15 protein-coding genes are annotated in these 15325 nt (G+C 66.3%); 6 read left to right on the top strand and 9 right to left on the bottom strand.

All coding sequences use genetic code 11. The features are described from left to right. Positions 1–99 precede the first annotated feature (99 nt). Complete coding sequence (locus QX039_RS19260) at positions 100–2433, bottom strand: CHASE3 domain-containing protein (protein ID WP_315737751.1); 2334 nt, start codon at positions 2431–2433, stop codon at positions 100–102. A 455-nt stretch (positions 2434–2888) separates the two neighbouring features. Beyond that, positions 2889–3563 carry a BA14K family protein gene (locus QX039_RS19255; protein WP_315737752.1) on the bottom strand — a complete coding sequence of 225 codons (675 nt, stop codon included), beginning with the start codon at positions 3561–3563 and terminating at the stop codon, positions 2889–2891. 162 nt (positions 3564–3725) lie between these two features. On the opposite strand from QX039_RS19255, the gene QX039_RS19250 reads away from it, so the two are divergent. Next, positions 3726–4136, top strand: coding sequence for an NADH:ubiquinone oxidoreductase subunit NDUFA12 (locus QX039_RS19250; protein ID WP_315738307.1), 411 nt, complete (start codon positions 3726–3728; stop codon positions 4134–4136). 90 nt (positions 4137–4226) lie between these two features. Here QX039_RS19250 and QX039_RS19245 read toward each other — a convergent pair whose 3' ends face one another. Beyond that, complete coding sequence (locus QX039_RS19245) at positions 4227–4925, bottom strand: DJ-1/PfpI family protein (RefSeq protein ID WP_315737753.1); 699 nt, start codon at positions 4923–4925, stop codon at positions 4227–4229. A gap of 172 nt (positions 4926–5097) precedes the next feature. On the opposite strand from QX039_RS19245, the gene QX039_RS19240 reads away from it, so the two are divergent. The 5 genes from QX039_RS19240 (at position 5098) to QX039_RS19220 (ending at position 9331) form a co-directional block, all read left to right on the top strand. Next, complete coding sequence (locus QX039_RS19240) at positions 5098–6039, top strand: GlxA family transcriptional regulator (protein WP_315737754.1); 942 nt, start codon at positions 5098–5100, stop codon at positions 6037–6039. Between the two features lie 72 nt (positions 6040–6111). Further along, entirely contained in the window at positions 6112–6441 is a 330-nt protein-coding gene (locus QX039_RS19235) for a hypothetical protein (RefSeq protein WP_315737755.1), read from the top strand. A 158-nt stretch (positions 6442–6599) separates the two neighbouring features. After that, complete coding sequence (locus QX039_RS19230) at positions 6600–7358, top strand: SDR family NAD(P)-dependent oxidoreductase (protein ID WP_315737756.1); 759 nt, start codon at positions 6600–6602, stop codon at positions 7356–7358. Between the two features lie 22 nt (positions 7359–7380). Next, complete coding sequence (locus QX039_RS19225; RefSeq protein WP_315737757.1) at positions 7381–8631, top strand: FAD-dependent oxidoreductase; 1251 nt, start codon at positions 7381–7383, stop codon at positions 8629–8631. Between the two features lie 31 nt (positions 8632–8662). Then, entirely contained in the window at positions 8663–9331 is a 669-nt protein-coding gene (locus QX039_RS19220) for an amino acid ABC transporter permease (RefSeq protein WP_315737758.1), read from the top strand. A 127-nt stretch (positions 9332–9458) separates the two neighbouring features. Here QX039_RS19220 and QX039_RS19215 read toward each other — a convergent pair whose 3' ends face one another. The 6 genes from QX039_RS19215 to QX039_RS19190 all read right to left on the bottom strand — a co-directional run bounded on the left by QX039_RS19215 (position 9459) and on the right by QX039_RS19190 (position 15253). Next, a complete protein-coding gene (locus tag QX039_RS19215; protein WP_315737759.1) occupies positions 9459–10337 on the bottom strand; it encodes a transporter substrate-binding domain-containing protein in 879 nt (292 codons plus the stop codon). Between the two features lie 133 nt (positions 10338–10470). Continuing rightward, entirely contained in the window at positions 10471–11484 is a 1014-nt protein-coding gene (locus QX039_RS19210; protein ID WP_315738308.1) for a Na+-dependent transporter, read from the bottom strand. Positions 11485–11585: 101 nt separating this feature from the next. Continuing rightward, on the bottom strand, positions 11586–12650 hold the full coding sequence (locus tag QX039_RS19205; protein WP_315737760.1) for a ketopantoate reductase family protein: 1065 nt from the start codon (positions 12648–12650) through the stop codon (positions 11586–11588). Between the two features lie 261 nt (positions 12651–12911). Then, entirely contained in the window at positions 12912–13523 is a 612-nt protein-coding gene (locus QX039_RS19200; protein WP_315737761.1) for a YitT family protein, read from the bottom strand. A gap of 25 nt (positions 13524–13548) precedes the next feature. Continuing rightward, complete coding sequence (locus QX039_RS19195; protein ID WP_315737762.1) at positions 13549–14715, bottom strand: amino acid aminotransferase; 1167 nt, start codon at positions 14713–14715, stop codon at positions 13549–13551. Positions 14716–14863: 148 nt separating this feature from the next. After that, the gene (locus QX039_RS19190) at positions 14864–15253 is read right to left on the bottom strand and encodes a hypothetical protein (RefSeq protein WP_315737763.1); all 390 of its coding nucleotides are present in this window, start codon (positions 15251–15253) and stop codon (positions 14864–14866) included. Positions 15254–15325 lie beyond the last annotated feature (72 nt).

Genomic DNA, 15325 nt, shown 5'->3' with positions numbered 1-15325 from the left:
GCGCGTCGCGTCCTGCCAATTGCATGGGGTAGGTTTCCATCGGAATTTGTGGCGCCGAGCTCCGTGATGATTGCAGTTCCAATCCGCGCGATGGTCAAGTCAGGAGAAGTGAGCGCGCGTCGGCGCGTCCTCGGAAAAGGCGTTCTCGGCCAAGGCATCATCGGCCAAGGCATCATCGGCCAAGGCGTCCGCGGCGGCGCCGGCCAGCGCGAGCCGCACCATCTTGGCGAGCTCCGACTTGCGATAGGGCTTGGTGAGCAGCAGCGCCGCCTGGTCGAGGCGGCCGTGCTCGACCATCGCATTGTCGGTATAGCCGGACGTGTACAGCACCTTGGTGCCGGGCCGCTGCCGCAGCGCCTCCTCGGCGAGCTCCTTGCCGTTGACGCCGCCGGGCATGATGACGTCGGTGAAGAGGAGATCGAAGCTTTGGCCGGAGTCGATCTTGGCCAGCGCCTCGACCCCGGTCGATGCGGTGATGGTCTTGTAGCCGAGGCTCCGCAACTGCGTGACGACGAAATCCTGCACCAGTGGATCGTCCTCGACGATGAAGATCGTCTCCTCGCCGCGCGGCGGCGGCGGCTCGGGCGGAGCGGGGCTCGCAGCCTGTCCCTTGGGTGTAGGGATGTAGAGCCGGATCGTGGTGCCCCGTCCTTCCTCGCTGTAGATCTTGATGTGGCCGCCGGATTGCTTGACGAAGCCGTAGACCATGCTGAGGCCGAGGCCGGAGCCCTTGCTGGCTTCCTTCGTCGTGAAGAAGGGCTCGAAGGCGCGGTCGCGGACCTCCGGCGACATGCCAGTACCCGTGTCGCTGACGGCGACCATGACATAGGATCCGGGAGTCGCGCCGGCGTTGGCTGAGGCATAGGCCTCATCGAGCTCCACCCGGCGCGATTCCAGCAGCAGCTTGCCGCCATTGGGCATCGCGTCGCGGGCGTTGATCGCCATGTTGACCAGCGAGTTGGCGAGCTGCGCCGAGTCGATATGCGTGATCAGCGTCTCCTCTTCGAGGATCGAGTTGATCTCGATCTGCTCGCCAAGCGTCGGACGCAGCAGCTTTGCGATGTCGAGGATCGTGCTGTTGACGTCGCTGTCGCGCGGATGCAGCGGCTGCTTGCGGGCGAAGGCGAGCAGATGCCGGATCAGCTCGGTGCAGCGGTCTGCCGCCTGTCCGATCAGCGCGGCGGTCGCCGCGGCGGCGGGGCGGTCTTTCACCTCGTCGGCCAGCGTCTCGATGGTGCCGGTAATGATCGTCAGCATGTTGTTGAAGTCGTGTGCGACGCCGCCGGTGAGCTTGCCGATTGCATCCAGCTTCTGCGCCTGCTGCAGCAGCCGCTCGGTCTCGTGCGCCGTAGTGATGTCGTGATAGACCATCGCCGCGCCGGTAATGCCGCCGGCGGCGTCGCGCAGCGGGCGGCCGGAGATCATCAGCCGCAGCGTCTCGTCCCGGTCGGGCCGGTAGACGATCAGCTCGCGGCGGTCGAAGCTCTCGCCCCGCAAGGCTCGCGGCGTCGGCAGGTCGTGCGCTGCGACCGGCGTCACGCCGTCGCTTTCGTAGACGCGGAGGTGCGCGCGGACGTCGGTCAGATTCTTTCCCGGGCTGTAGCCGAGCAGATGTTCGACCGCGGGGTTCGAGAATACCACGGTGTCCGCGGCATCGATGACGAGCACGCCCTCCGCCATGCTGTTGAACGTGCTTTGCAGGATGTCGGCGGAATGGCGCAGCCTCTCATGGGCGGCGATCAAGTCGAGATGCTGCTGCTCGGCCTTTTCCGCCAGCGAGATGGCCTCGGCTTCGGAGCGGACCAGGGACGCGCGCAGCGCACGATCGTGCAGATACGTCCGCCGGATGAGGTAGAAGGCGATGATCAGCAGCAGCGCGAGGCCGCACAGGTCGATCGTGAGCAGCAGCGATCCGGTGGCCTTCGACGTCATCGAACGCTGCGTCAGCAGCTTGCGCTGATCGGCAACGAAACGGTCGAGATGGGCCGTGATCTCGCTCATGGTCGCCGGGCCTTCGGCGCGGCTTCTGAGCGCTTCGAGCCCCGCACGATCCGAGGCGGCGCGCAACCGGATCAGCTCCGCAGCGAGCTCGACCCTGCGGGCAATCAGGGCTTCGGTCTCGGTCAGAAGCTCCAGCGGTTCGGGATTGTCGGCCACGGCGCGCCGCAGCTCGGCCATGGCGACCGGGATTCTCGTGCTGACATCGGCAAACTCCGTCCTGAACTGATCGTCAGCGATGAGCGCGTAGCCGCGAGAGGTCGCTTCCGCTTCGCGGAGCAGCAGGCGCAGATCGGAGGTCTTCTGCAGGATGTCGAGCGAGGAATTCACCCAGGCCGCGTCGTGGCGCGACTTGATGTCGAGCGCCGTGGACGCAGCGCCGATCGCCAGCAGCGTTCCAAGACCGAGCCCCAATGCGAGGCGCTGATAGGTCATCTGCGTTTCTCAATCATCGACATGTCCGCCAGCTGGGCCGGGGATCACCGCGGCCGGCCACATGCATCCGAGTTGCGATGCAGCTGCGTCCAAGCAGTGAAGATATGTCGGCAAGGCGCGCCTCCTTGTTCGAAGTTCCTGGCGCGTCCGCGGGTGGCAGGCCCAAGCCGTTCACCCGCGGCGTTTGCACTGCGCGAGTCCCGCGAAAATCCATGTGCCCATCGAGAGATATCAATCCAGCCTGCGAAACGGCCCGTACGGGCAGAATCACGAGCTCAAACGATATTGGACCGGAACGGGCGGATCATCTGCATGTCGCGGGGCACATTTTGGAATATGGGCGAAAATCAGCCTGCAACGTGGCGCTTCAGACACAGAACAAACAACAATGCGGCGCGAAAAAGGCGGCGAGCATGGCCTCGCCGCCTTATTGTCGCAGCTACTACGTCAGATTCTTACGGGCATGGATGGCGAAAACCGTCATAGCCGAGATAGGTTCCCGAAGCCGGATCATACGAGCGGTACCGGCGTGCGCAATAGCTCGGGTCGACGCCTTCGGTTCCGATGACGGCGACAGGCGCAGAGTCGTCATAGTACGAGTAGTCGGAGTAATAGTCGGGCCCGTAATAATACGGATCATTGTAGTAGGCATAGCTGCTACCCAATCCGATCCCGACGCCAACGCCGACACCCGGCCAGAAGCCGCCGCCGCGGCGATGCCAGCCGCCACGGTGACCGCCCTGCCAGCCGCCGCCACTCCAATTGCCGCCGCTCCAGTTGCCGCGGCCGCCACCAGTGTTGACGGCGACGTTGGCGCCGGCCGCCGGGCCGCGACCCGCCAGGGCTGCGCCGCCAACGGCTGCGCGTCCGGCGAAGCTGCCGCCGCTCATGCCGCCGCCACCCGGGCCGGCCGCAAAGCCGCCGCGTCCGCCGGCGCCGATCGCGCCGCCGCCGCCACCACCGATAGCCGCGCCACCGCCACCGCCCCCGCCACCGCCGATGGCGGCACCACCACCGCCCGGACCACGACCGCCGCCGCCGGGACCCTGGGCAAAGCTCGTCGTCGCTGCCGCCAGCGGCAGAATCAGCGCCACTGCCGCCGCAGTGCTCCATGTCTTCAGTCTGGTCATCGCTATCGCTCCATCAGGGGAAAATGACCTAACCGCAGGCCGCGGATGTCGTTCCCCGCCGCGAACCGATACATCGTCGCGGGCGGAGGCGGTGCAACACTGGACAAGATGCGGGCGGGGTGGCATCAGAGCCGGGACCTTCACAGAACCGGCCCCAAGCCCATGAAACAGTTCTTTCTCAAGCTCTTCACGTGGTGGAACGGCCAGACTTTCGGCACGCAATTGTGGACCTGGCGGTTCGGCGAGCTCGTGGGGCAGGATGCACAAGGCAACCGCTATTACCGGACCGCCGGCGGCAAGATCGATCCGGTGCTGCATTTCGAGCGCAGGTGGGTGATCTACAACGGCCTGGCCGAAGCCAGCCGCATTCCGCCCGAATGGCACGCCTGGATGCATCACATGGTCGACGTGCCGCCGACTCAGGACAGCTACAAGCCGCGCGAGTGGGAAAAGCCGCATCAGCCGAACCTGACGGGGACTGCTCTGGCGTATCGCCCGGCCGGCTCGACCTTGGCCAGCGGTCGCAGGCCAAAGGCCACCGGTGATTATCAGCCCTGGACTCCTGGCAGCTGATTCGATTTCGCTCAAGATGATCCGATCGGAAGAGGCCGTCCCCAGCTCCGGGCGGCCTCTTTTTGCTTTCGGGAGCCTGCCAAGCCTGCGCTACGTCGGGTTGGTCCTGAGGGCGGCCGCCGCATGCTCCGCCGCCGCAATCCGCCGCTTCCGGGAAGGTGCGATCCGCTCCAGCATGCGTGACACCACTTCGGGCGGTGCCGTGTCGGGGGAACCGGCGGTGAAAGGGGGCGCCGGATTATATTCGAGCCGGAGCTGGATCGCCTCCGCCGTCTGACGATCGACCAACTGCGCCACCAGGGTCAGCGCGAAGTCGATGCCGGCCGTGACGCCGCCGCCGGTGATCCGGTTGCGGTCGATGCAGACGCGCTCGGTGCTGACGGTCGCGCCGAACAGCGGCAGGCACTCGCGCGCGCTCCAATGGGTCGCCGCGCGATAGCCATCCAGCAGGCCGGCGGCGCCGAGCGCGAGCGAGCCTGTGCAGACCGACGTGACGTACCTGGCCTTTTCGGCCAGGCGGCGGATGAAGCCGATGACCTCGTCGTCATCGAGGATGGCGTCGACGCCGAAGCCGCCGGGAACGCAGATCACGTCCGCCTGCGGACAGTCGGCGAAGGTCGTGGTCGGCATCAGAGTGAGAACCGAGTCTGTCGGAATGGGCTCGATCCTCTTCCACGCCAGATGCAGCGTCGCGCCGGGCACGCTGGAGAACACCTGCACCGGACCGGTGAGATCGAGCTGGGTCAGATGTGGAAACAGGACGAGAGCGATCGAGAGCGGTTGGGCCATGGCGGTGCTCGCAGGTCTGGTGCTTGACGGCCGTCATTCTGCATGGTCCGCTGGATGGCTGATATGCCAAAGTTCCCTCGTTTCCAGACAGACTTGGGATTTCACACCTGGGCACTCAGACTTGGGATCTCAGGCTTGGGACCTCAGACTTGAGATCACGGAGCCATCCACCATGATCGGCGTGCTCATCTATCCCGATTTTCAGTTGCTCGACGCCGCCGGGCCGATCTCGGTGTTCGAGATCGCTTCGCGCTATGCGCGCGCCGCGCCATCGATCAGGGTCGTCGCTGCCACGCCCGGACCCGTGCGGTCGTCGTCGGGGGCCGAGATGTTGGCGCGCAAATTCGGTCCGGTGTCGGCGCTGACCACGCTGCTGATCGCCGGCGGCGAGGGCGTCGAAGCGGCGAGCCGCAACGCATGCACGCTGAACTTCGTCCGTAAGGTCGCGCAGCGCGGCACTCGTCTTGCCAGCATCTGCTCCGGCGCCTTCATGCTGGCCGAAGCGGGCCTGCTGGACGGGCGGCGCGCGACGACGCATTGGCAGCGCACGCGGCAGTTCCTGCGCGCCTACCCCCATGTGAAGCTCGAGCCTGACAGCATCTATGTCCGCGACGGCAATGTCTGGAGCTCGGCTGGGATCACTGCCGGCATCGATCTCGCGCTTGCCATGGTCGCCGACGACCACGGCGAGGAGATCGCGCAGAAGACGGCACGGCAGCTCGTACTATATCATCGCCGCAGCGGTGGGCAGTCGCAGTTCTCCTCGCTGCTGGAGCTGAAGGCGCCGAGCGGCCGTTTTGCGGATCTGCTCACCTGGGCGCGGGAGCACCTCGATGCCCCGCTGACCGTCGACGATCTCGCCGAGCGTGCCGGCATGAGCACGCGGCATTTCACCCGCGCCTTCGTCGCCGAGACCGGCACCACGCCGTCGAAGGCGATCGAGCGTCTGCGGCTGGAAGTGGCGCGCGATCGGGTGCAGGCCTCGCATCAGCCGATCGAGCTGGTGGCGGAAGCGACCGGCTTTCGCGATCCTGAGCGGATGCGTCGCGCCTTCATTCGCGCCTTCGGTCAGCCGCCGCAGGCCCTGCGGCGCGCGGCACGCGTCACCACCTGACCTGCATCAGTGGACGAGGAGCCGCGGGCAGAGATCCTCGTCGGCAATCGAAACAATTTAAAGTTGTATAACATGCAGGAAGCGCTCATAGTGAGCGCATTGCCACTGTTCATGGAGGATACGATGCGCGTATTGCTTTACCTGATTTTATTCGTTGCTGCCGCAGTCGGCGGTCTCGACAGCGCTTTTGCGGCGAAGGCCGAACTCACCGGAATGTGCGTCTGCAAGAAGGGCGGCAGCGTGCTGAGCACCTATAGCGAGACGCAATGTGTGAAGAACGATCATGCGGGCTGCACGTCGGTGAAGGTGGCCTGCGTGAACGCCAATGCCGCCGCATGCCGCACGGCCGGCGGCACGATCTCCCAGTCGACCAAGACGTGCAGCGTCGGCGCCAAATGCTGAGCAACTGATTTTATCAGCTTCGCTCGGACGGTTCCGAACGTCTGAGGTAACAGGCAGTCCCGCGCGGCGGACATCGGCGCATGTCCGTCCGCGTGTTGGCATCGGCAGGTCCGGGACCTATAGTCCGCCCCGCGAAACGAGGGGCAGACCAGGGCGCGATGCGTGTCACCATCATCACCGGCAGCGGGGCCGGCATCGGCGCTGCCGTGGCGCGCCGCCTGGCCGCGCCGGGGCAGGCCGTGATGCTGCACGGGCAGGGGGCTGACGAACCGGGTCTCGCGCGTCTGCGGGACGTCGCCGTGGCGTGCCGGGAGGCCGGCGCCGAAGCCGAGTTTCATTGCGGTGACCTGGCCAGGCAGGGCGTTGCCACCGGTTTGGCGGCTGCGGCACGAACGCGTTTCGGCCGGATCGACGCGGTGGTGCATGCCGCTGGCTTTGCCGACCGCCGCAGCTTTCGCGATCTGCCGCGCGACGGGCTCGACCGCTCGCTCGCAGTGATGCCGGCGGCCTTTCATGAGCTTGCCAGCGCCGCGCTCCCGGACCTCGTGCAGAGCACCCATGCGCGCGTGGTCGCGATCTCCAGCTTCGTCGCGCACCGCTTCGTGCCGGGCGGCACCTTCCCGGCCTCGGCCGCCGCCAAGGCGGCGCTGGAGGCGCTGGTGAAATGTCTGGCCATCGAGCTGGCTGCGTGCGGCGGCACGGCGAATGTCGTCGTGCCCGGCTATACGCGCAAGGATGCGGGACGGCTCGGCTCGCTCGATCCGGCCGCGTGGCAGACGGCGGCGTCTGCCAATCCGCAACAGCGCCTCGCCGAGCCCGACGACATCGCCGCGGCTGTCGCCTTCTTGCTGTCGAAAGATGCCGGCCACGTCACCGGCGCGGTGCTGCCGGTCGATGGCGGCCTGACCCTGATGTAAACGGCGGATGGATCGAGAGACGATGGAGCGTATGCAGCAGACAGCCGACGTGGTCGTGCTGGGAGCGGGGATCGTCGGCGTCTCCTCCGCCTACGCCATCCGGGAGCGTGGGTTCTCGGTGGTGCTGGTCGACCGCAAGGCGCCGGGCGAGGAGACATCGTATGGCAATGCCGGCATTCTCTCCTCCGGCTCGATCCTGCCGCTCAACAAGCCCTCGCTGTTCTCAGCGCTGCCGTCCTATCTCCGCAATCGGAGTACGGCCGTGCGCTGGGATCCATCGTGGACTCTGCGCAACCTCGAATGGGTGCTGCGCTTCCTCGCCAATGCCGTGGAGTCCCGCGTCAAGCCGCGCGCGACCGCGCTGCATGGCCTGATCGGCGCGTCGCTGACGCTGCATCGCGACTGGATCGTCCGATCTGGCGAGCCGCAGCGCATCCGTGAGACCGGCTGGCTGAAGGCGTGGCGCAGCGATGCGATCGCAGCCGCCAAGGCCGAGCAGGCGTTCCTGGCCGAATACGGCATCAAGAGCGAGCTGCTCGACCGCCAGGGCATCTCGGCGCTCGAGCCGAATTTGCTGCCGGTCTACAAGGTCGGCCTGCTGCATAGCCAGACGGCGTCGGTCGATTCGCCCGGCAACGTCACCAAGGCCTATGCGCGCATGTTCGAGGGCGCGGGCGGCGTGCTGCGCCAGTCCGAGATCAGGGCCTTGCTGGCCGACGGCGATGGCTGGCGCGTCGTGCTCGGCGACGGCGAGATCCGCGCCCGCCAGGTCGTGGTCGCGCTCGGGCCGTGGTCGCCGGACATTCTCAGGTCGCTCGGCTACCGCGTGCCGATGGCGTTCGAGCGCGGCTATCACCAGGAGTTCACACCCAATCCGGCGCGCATGCTGCACCGTCCGATCCACGACGCCGAAGGCAGCTTCCTGATGACGCCGATGGAGAACGGCGTGCGCGTCACCTCCGGCGTCGAGCTGACCGATCGAGATGCGCCGTCGAATTTCGCCCAGCTCGAACAGGTGGTGCCGCTGGCGCGCGGCGTGGTCGAGTTCGGCGAGGCCGTGGCCCAGCCCTGGCGCGGCGCGCGGCCGACCTTGCCGGACTCGCTGCCGATGATCGGGCCGGCGCCGCGCCATTCCGGCCTGTGGCTTGCATTCGGCAATCAGCACATCGGCTTCACCACGGGGCCGGCCACGGGCGCGGCGATCGCCGCGATGATCGCGGGCGAGACGCCGTCGTTCGACGCCTCCGCCTTTGCTCCGAGCCGGTATCTGTGAGGGGCCGCGACCGCGTCACGCCGGAGCTGCGATGAACTATACCTGGGATTTCGCCATCCTCGCCAAGTACAGCCATCTGTTCTGGGTGGGGCTCGCCTGGACCATGGCGTACACGCTCGGCACCATCCTGCTCGGCTCGGTGATCGGGCTCGTCGTCGGCATCGTCAGGCTGCGCCGTCCGGTCGTGATCGACTGGCTGCTGATCGGCTATATCGAGCTGTTCCGCTGCACGCCGCTGCTGGTGCAGATCATTTGGTTCTACTACGCATTCCCGGTGGTGATCGGCATCAACATTCCGGCGCATGTCGCCGCCGTCACCGTGCTGTCGCTCTATGCCGGGGCGTTCTATGCCGAGATCGTGCGCGGCAGCATCGAGAGCGTGCCGCGCGGGCAGTGGGATGCTGCACGCGCGCTCGGCTTGCGTCCGTGGCGGATGATGCGGCTCGTGATCCTGCCGCAGGCCCTGAAGCCGATGCTGGCGCCTTATGTCAACCAGTCGGTGACGCAGTTGAAGAACACCTCGCTGGTGTCGGTGATCGCGGTGCCGGATCTCGTCTACAACGCGACGCTGATCAATGCCGACACCTACCGGCCGCTCGAGGTCTACACCATCATCGCGCTGATCTATTTCGCGATCCTGTTTCCGGCGACGCTGCTCGGCCGCCGCTTCGAGCGCGGCATGACGTACGACAAGGCGTGAGGCGATACATCATCGAATGCCTCCGTCATTGCGAGCGAAGCGTAGCAATCCAGGGCGGCACGCGCGGTCCTGGATTGCTTCGTCGCTGCGCTCCTCGCAATGACGCTAGGAGAGAGCGTAGCTTCGCTTAGATATTCACCTCGACCGGCACGTCCTCGGCCTTGACGCCGGCCAGCCCCAGGCCCTTGACGAACCATTCGCGCATCTGGCCGATGCCGCGGTTGTAGTCGATCCACACCGCGAGGAAGTCGCGCCAGCGCTTGTCGGCCTCGCGGCGCACGCCCATGCTGGAGGGGATCGCGACCGAGGGCGACTGCAGGATCTTGTAGGTGCCGAGATTGGGGTTCTTGGCGATTGCGGTGAGGCCCAGGATCAGCGCGTTGACGACGACGTCGACGCGGCCCGAGGCCATCTCCAGCATCACCTCGTCGCGCGACTTCAGCGACTTGATGGTCGCGTTCGGCGCAAAACGGCGCGCCACCGCCTCGTTGGCCGAGCCGACGTCGACGGCGATCTTCACTTCCGGCTTGTTGATGTCGGCCCAGGTCTTGGCCTCCATCCCCTTCTTCAGCATCGCGCCGAACGGATGCGGAAACACCGTGCCGCAGAAGTCGATGACCAGCGCGCGCTGCGGCGTCGGGTTGAGCGCGAAGCCGAGATCGATCTTGCCGGCCTGCAGGTCGAGCACCGAATTGCCGTAGGTCGACTCGACATATTCGAGTTTCACGTCGAGCAGCTTGGCGATGTCGTTGGCCATCTCGATCGAGAAGCCCGACCACGTGCCGGAGGCGAGGTCCTTGTTGAAATAGGGCAGCTCGCCCGGCAGCACGGCGATGCGCAGCACCTTGTTGGCGCGGACGCGGTCGAGCGTGTTGTCGGCCGCTTGCGCCGAGGCGGGCGTCGTCGTCATGGCGGACGCGAGCGCGGCACCGGAGCCGATGGCGAGCGCGTAGCGCAGCGCATCGCGGCGGTCTTCGGAAATTTTCTGATCGTCTGACGTGGTCACATAATCCTCCTGCACCAACAGCCACGGAGCGTAGCGCCGGCCTTGCACGCCAGCAACAACCATGTCGGCCTTGATAGTAAGCGGCTGGCCGTCGCGTCATGCCGAAGCGGCCGCATGCCGTTACTGCTTTGCCTCATTCCGATGCAGGGCTGGTCAAGCCGTGATCGGTCCCGCCAGATGGAAGCGCCTTGGGACGCAGGCGCTCGGCGAGCGGCCGCAGCAACTGCGGGGCAAGGTGAATCGGGAACTGGCTCATCGCGAAATACAGCCAGGTGGTGCCCGGGATCGCACCCTCGGTCGCCGCCAGCATCAGCCCCATGTTGCGCAGCGACACCATCATGCCGAGCGCCATGGCGCGTTCGCGGCCCGCGCCACGAAACAGCAGCATCGTGGTACCAAGCAACAGGAAGAACACGGTGAAGGCGAGCAGCGCCAGTCCCAGCATGCGGAACGGGCTGGCGGCCAGGTCGGCCAGGAAATGGGCCATGATGGCGGACGCGAACACGAACAGGATGAGGACGTTGACGCCGTCGATCGGCGCGCGGTGGCGGCGGATCGTCGCGATGCCGAGGGCAAGGCGGATCGCGGCGGCCGCCGCCAGGGCGCCCGCAAGGATGGCGGCGAGCTTCAGCCCTAGCGCGGCCGGAGACAGTGACAATGTCTCGCCCAAAAACACATAGGCGAACAGCGGCGCCGTCAGCGGCACCAGCGCGGTCGAGGTTACCAGCGTGATGAGAACGAGCGTCGCGTCGAGCCCCATCAGCGCGGCGAGCGCGGGCGAGGCCATCATCGGCGAGGCCGTCCCCTGCAGCATCAGCGCGAGATACAGGTCGGGTGCTGTGGCATCGACGCCCGTGATGCGCCCGATCGAGCCGACCAGCGCCGGCACGGCGATCGTGGTCCAGGCCGTCGCGGCCACCACCAGCAGCGGGCGGCGCAGATGCGCTGTTAGCATCGCGACGTCGACGCGCATGAACGAGATGCAGAGCAGCAGGAAGATCGCGTGCGTGACGTAGGGTCGCGCCAGCTCGCCGAGCGGCGGCACGGCGATCGCCAGCAGCAGCACCGCGACGATGGCGCGGGTGCCCTGATTGCCGAGCCAGCTCAGGGCCTGCAGAGGAAAAGCGAGAGGCCCGAAGGACGGCATCTTCATCCGAACGCTGTGAATCAATGAACGCGCGAACCATGCGTTGGCCGCGCGTTCATGCAAAGTCACATCTGGTTACGGACGATGTCGGCGCCTGCGCTTCACTGCGCGCTGGAGCCGCCGACCACGATCTTCTCGTTGAGCTTGAAGTCGACGGTCTGCACCGTCTGGTCGATCTCGGCATTGGGCATGCCGAGCTGCTGCGAGATCAGCTTCACCAGAAGGTCGACGCGCTCGATGAACGGCGCGCCCGCGGCGACGGCGCGCGCGGCCGACGACGGCTTGAGCAGGCTCTCGGCCGCCTTGGCGTATTTTTCGAACGGCACCTGGTCGCTCGGATCTGCGCCGAGCTTGCGCGCGATGGCATCGACGTGCTCGTAGATCGATTTCGACTGGGCGAGATTGCCATGAACGGCATCACGGATGGCCTGCGGCTCGCCGCGCGTGATGCAGCGATAGTTGCCGGTGAGCAGCATCGACCACTTCGCCAGCGGCACGAACAGCGAGTCGAACACCTTCAGCTTCACCGGCACGTCCTGGCCGTCGAGCCTGACCGCGTCGATGTCGCGCTCCAGCTCACGCAGCAGCGCATTGTGCTTTTCGTCCTCGAAGGCGGCGGCCTTGAAGTTGGTCGGCAGGCCGACATGCAGCACGTTGGCGGCTTCCTCCGGCGGACGGAAGGCCTGCGGATCCGGCGAGCACAGCGTGACCAGCCCGGGCGTGAAGCGTTCCCACACCGCGGGGTTGGTGTAGGCCTCGTCGAGGTCGACGTTGGCGAGCGCCGGGATGCGCTTGAGATAGGGCAGCGGCGGCATGTTCATGATCGACAGGCACGGCAGCCCGGCCTCGGCGATCTTCACCATCAGCACGCGGATGGTGTGGTTGGTGTATTGCGGCTCCTGCATCGCAAGACCAACCAGGTCGTAGCGCGACAGGTCGACGCTATCCGGCGTGGCGGCGTCGAGCTTGCCCGGCAGGTCGCGCGAGAAGATCGAGCGATGCGCCGGCTCGTCGCGCAGCTTGATGCGGACCTCCGTGCCGTCGCGGTTGATCAGCTCGGCGGTCTTCTTACGGCAGACCAGCGTCACGTTGTGGCCGGCCATCAGCAGCTTGGTGCCGAGGAGGGAGCCGTAGGAGGCCCCGAGAATGAGAATGTTGCGTGCCATACCTTGGTCGTCCCCAGAGATCGGTTCGAGATTTTGCGTTCGCGTTTCTTGTTGGCGATCCAGCCGCACCGAAGAGCCCGTCAGGCGCCCCGGACGGGCGGACGGAGGCGGTAACCCATTGCCTCGGTTGCTGGCATACCAGAGCTTTCATCCCACGGAATGCGCCGTCTGGCAAGGTGCAGCGCACCCATGCGGCATCCGGCGCGTGTCACGGTGGGGCTATACGAGAGCAGATCGACCTTGCGGTTGGAGCTCGGCCGCTCAGCTCAGCGCCATGTAGCGCCCCGGCTTGTGGTTGATCGCGATGATGACGTTGACGATCACGATGCCGATGATCGACAGCGCCAGCCGGTTCACGGGGATGACGAAGAATGCGGCGATCATGATGAGGAAATCGACGGCGAGCTGGAAATAGCCGGCGCGGATCTTCCAGTGCTCCTGCAGATACAGCGCCAGGATGTTGATGCCGCCGAGGCCCGTGCGATGGCGGAACAGCATCAGCAGCCCTGTGCCGGTCAGGCCGGCGCCGATGATGGTGGCATAGATCGGCTCGATCCACGCAATCTCCACCCAGGACGTCGTCAGGCGCGAGAACAGCGCCACAAGCCCGACCGCCAGGAAGGTGCGGATCGTGAACGGCCAGCCCATGCGCTTCACGGCCAGCACGTAGAAGGGCAGGTTGAGCAGGAAGAAGCTCAAGCCGAAGCCGTAGCCGCTGATATAGCTCAGCAGCAACGACAGGCCGGCGGTGCTGCCGACCAGCAGCACCGTCTTGCTGTAGATGAGCATGCCCAGCGAGACGAACAGCGTGCCGAGCGTCAGGGCCATTGCGTCTTCGTAGAGCTTGTGCCGTTCCTGGACGATCTCGGTCACGCTGTCATTCCTCGCCCGCGCTCGCTCAAAGCGACTTGAACAGGCCGGCGACGCGCGTCACGTCTGACAGCTTCAGGCCGGCGACATTGATGCGGCCCGAGGTGGGCATGTAGACGCCGCTCTTCTCACGCAGGGTCAGCACCTCCGCCGGGGTAAGTGGCAGCAGCGAGAACATGCCTTCCTGCACGCCGATGGCGACGGTGTTCGACCAGCGGCCGCCGAGCGCCTCGGCAAAGGAGCGGCGCAGCGTCGCTAGGCGCAGCCGCATCGACTCCAACTCCTCGGCCCAGTCGCGGCGCAGATCGGGGCTGCCGAGAATGGTCTTCACGATCGCCGAGCCATGGTCCGGTGGCATCGAATAGCTGGTGCGCGCGATCGCGACGAGATTGGAGCGCGCGGTGTCGGCCGCCGCCTGCGATGCCGCGACGGCGTAAAGAGCACCGGTGCGCTCACGATAGAGTCCGAACGACTTCGAGCAGGACACTGCGACGAGCGCCTCGGGGGCGGCCGCGATCAGCATCCGCAGACCGGCCGCATCGCCGTCGATGCCGGCGCCGAAGCCCTGATAGGCGGAATCGATCAGCGGCACGAGGCCGCGCGCTGTGATCATGGCGGTGATCCGCGTCCAGTCGTCGGCGCTGAGGGGAGCGCCGCTCGGGTTATGGCAGCAGGCATGGATCAGGACGGCATCGCCCGGCTGAGCGCGCCGCAACGCGTCGAGCATGCTGTCGAGCTGCAGGGTCTGCGATGGCACGTCGAAGTATGGATAGGTCTCGACCTCGAGCCCCGCCGCGGCGAAGATGCCGGCGTGGTTGGGCCAGCTCGGCAGGCCGAGCCAGATTTTGCCGGTGCCGGCCTGCCGGATCAGATCGGCGGCGAGGCGGAGCGCGCCCGAGCCGCCCGGAGTCTGCACGCCTGCGGCATGGACCGATGGCGCGGGGCCGCCGACGAGCGACCACAACAGGTCGAGGAAGCGCTGGTCGCCTTCCGGCGCCACATAGCTCTTGCTGTCCTGGCTCTCCCAGATGATGCGCTCCGCAGCTTTCACAGCGCGGAAGATCGGCGAATGGCCGGCCTCGTCGCGATAGACGCCGACGCCGAGATCGACCTTGTCCGGCCTCGGATCGGCTTTGAAGATGCCGATCAGAGCGAGCAGGGGATCATCGGGCTGGCGGGTCAAGCGGTCGAACATCGGGGCGATCCTATCGGAGGAGGGGCCTGCCAGACGGCCACAAGCCGTCCTTGCGGGGCGACGGGACACTATCTCGGTTGCAGCGCAAAAACAGCGGACATTTCGGCGATGCTCCGCTTCGTCCGCTGCATGGGCGGCCGTTGCGCCCTCAGAACTTGCCGTGGCCCGCCTGAGCGAACTGAGCGAACTGAGCGACAAACGTCAGCGACCGCCTTCTGAGCCAGAACGGGGCTCGGGAGCCGGCTGTGGGGGCTCGTTGCGGATCTTGCGCGCCGCCCCTGGCGGCAAGCTGTGAGCGAACCCTGCCATCGACTTTGCGCCCGGTCGCACGTTGCCATTTCCGAAGCTCGGCCGCGGTCAGGATCACTTTCACGATCCGCTCGTCCGAGCGACTGCCGATCGTGTCGATGACCTCCTGAGCGCTGGCCAGCCATTCTTCGTAGGTGTCGTGCAGATCTGGACAGATCCGCCTGATATCCTCCCACTCTTCGGGCTTGAACCAAGCCAGCGCAATCTCCAGAGTTGGCTCAATGTTCATCCTGCTCACCTGTCCGCTCTGAATGATATCTCAAGCTCGCGGAGTCCCGAAGCTCTGACGTCTTCCGGCGAG

It is taken from the genome of Bradyrhizobium sp. SZCCHNR1043 (genome assembly GCF_032489675.1).
GTDB lineage: Bacteria > Pseudomonadota > Alphaproteobacteria > Rhizobiales > Xanthobacteraceae > Bradyrhizobium.
Note: the sequence above shows the minus strand (reverse complement) of the source record. Positions and strands in the feature narration are given on the sequence as shown.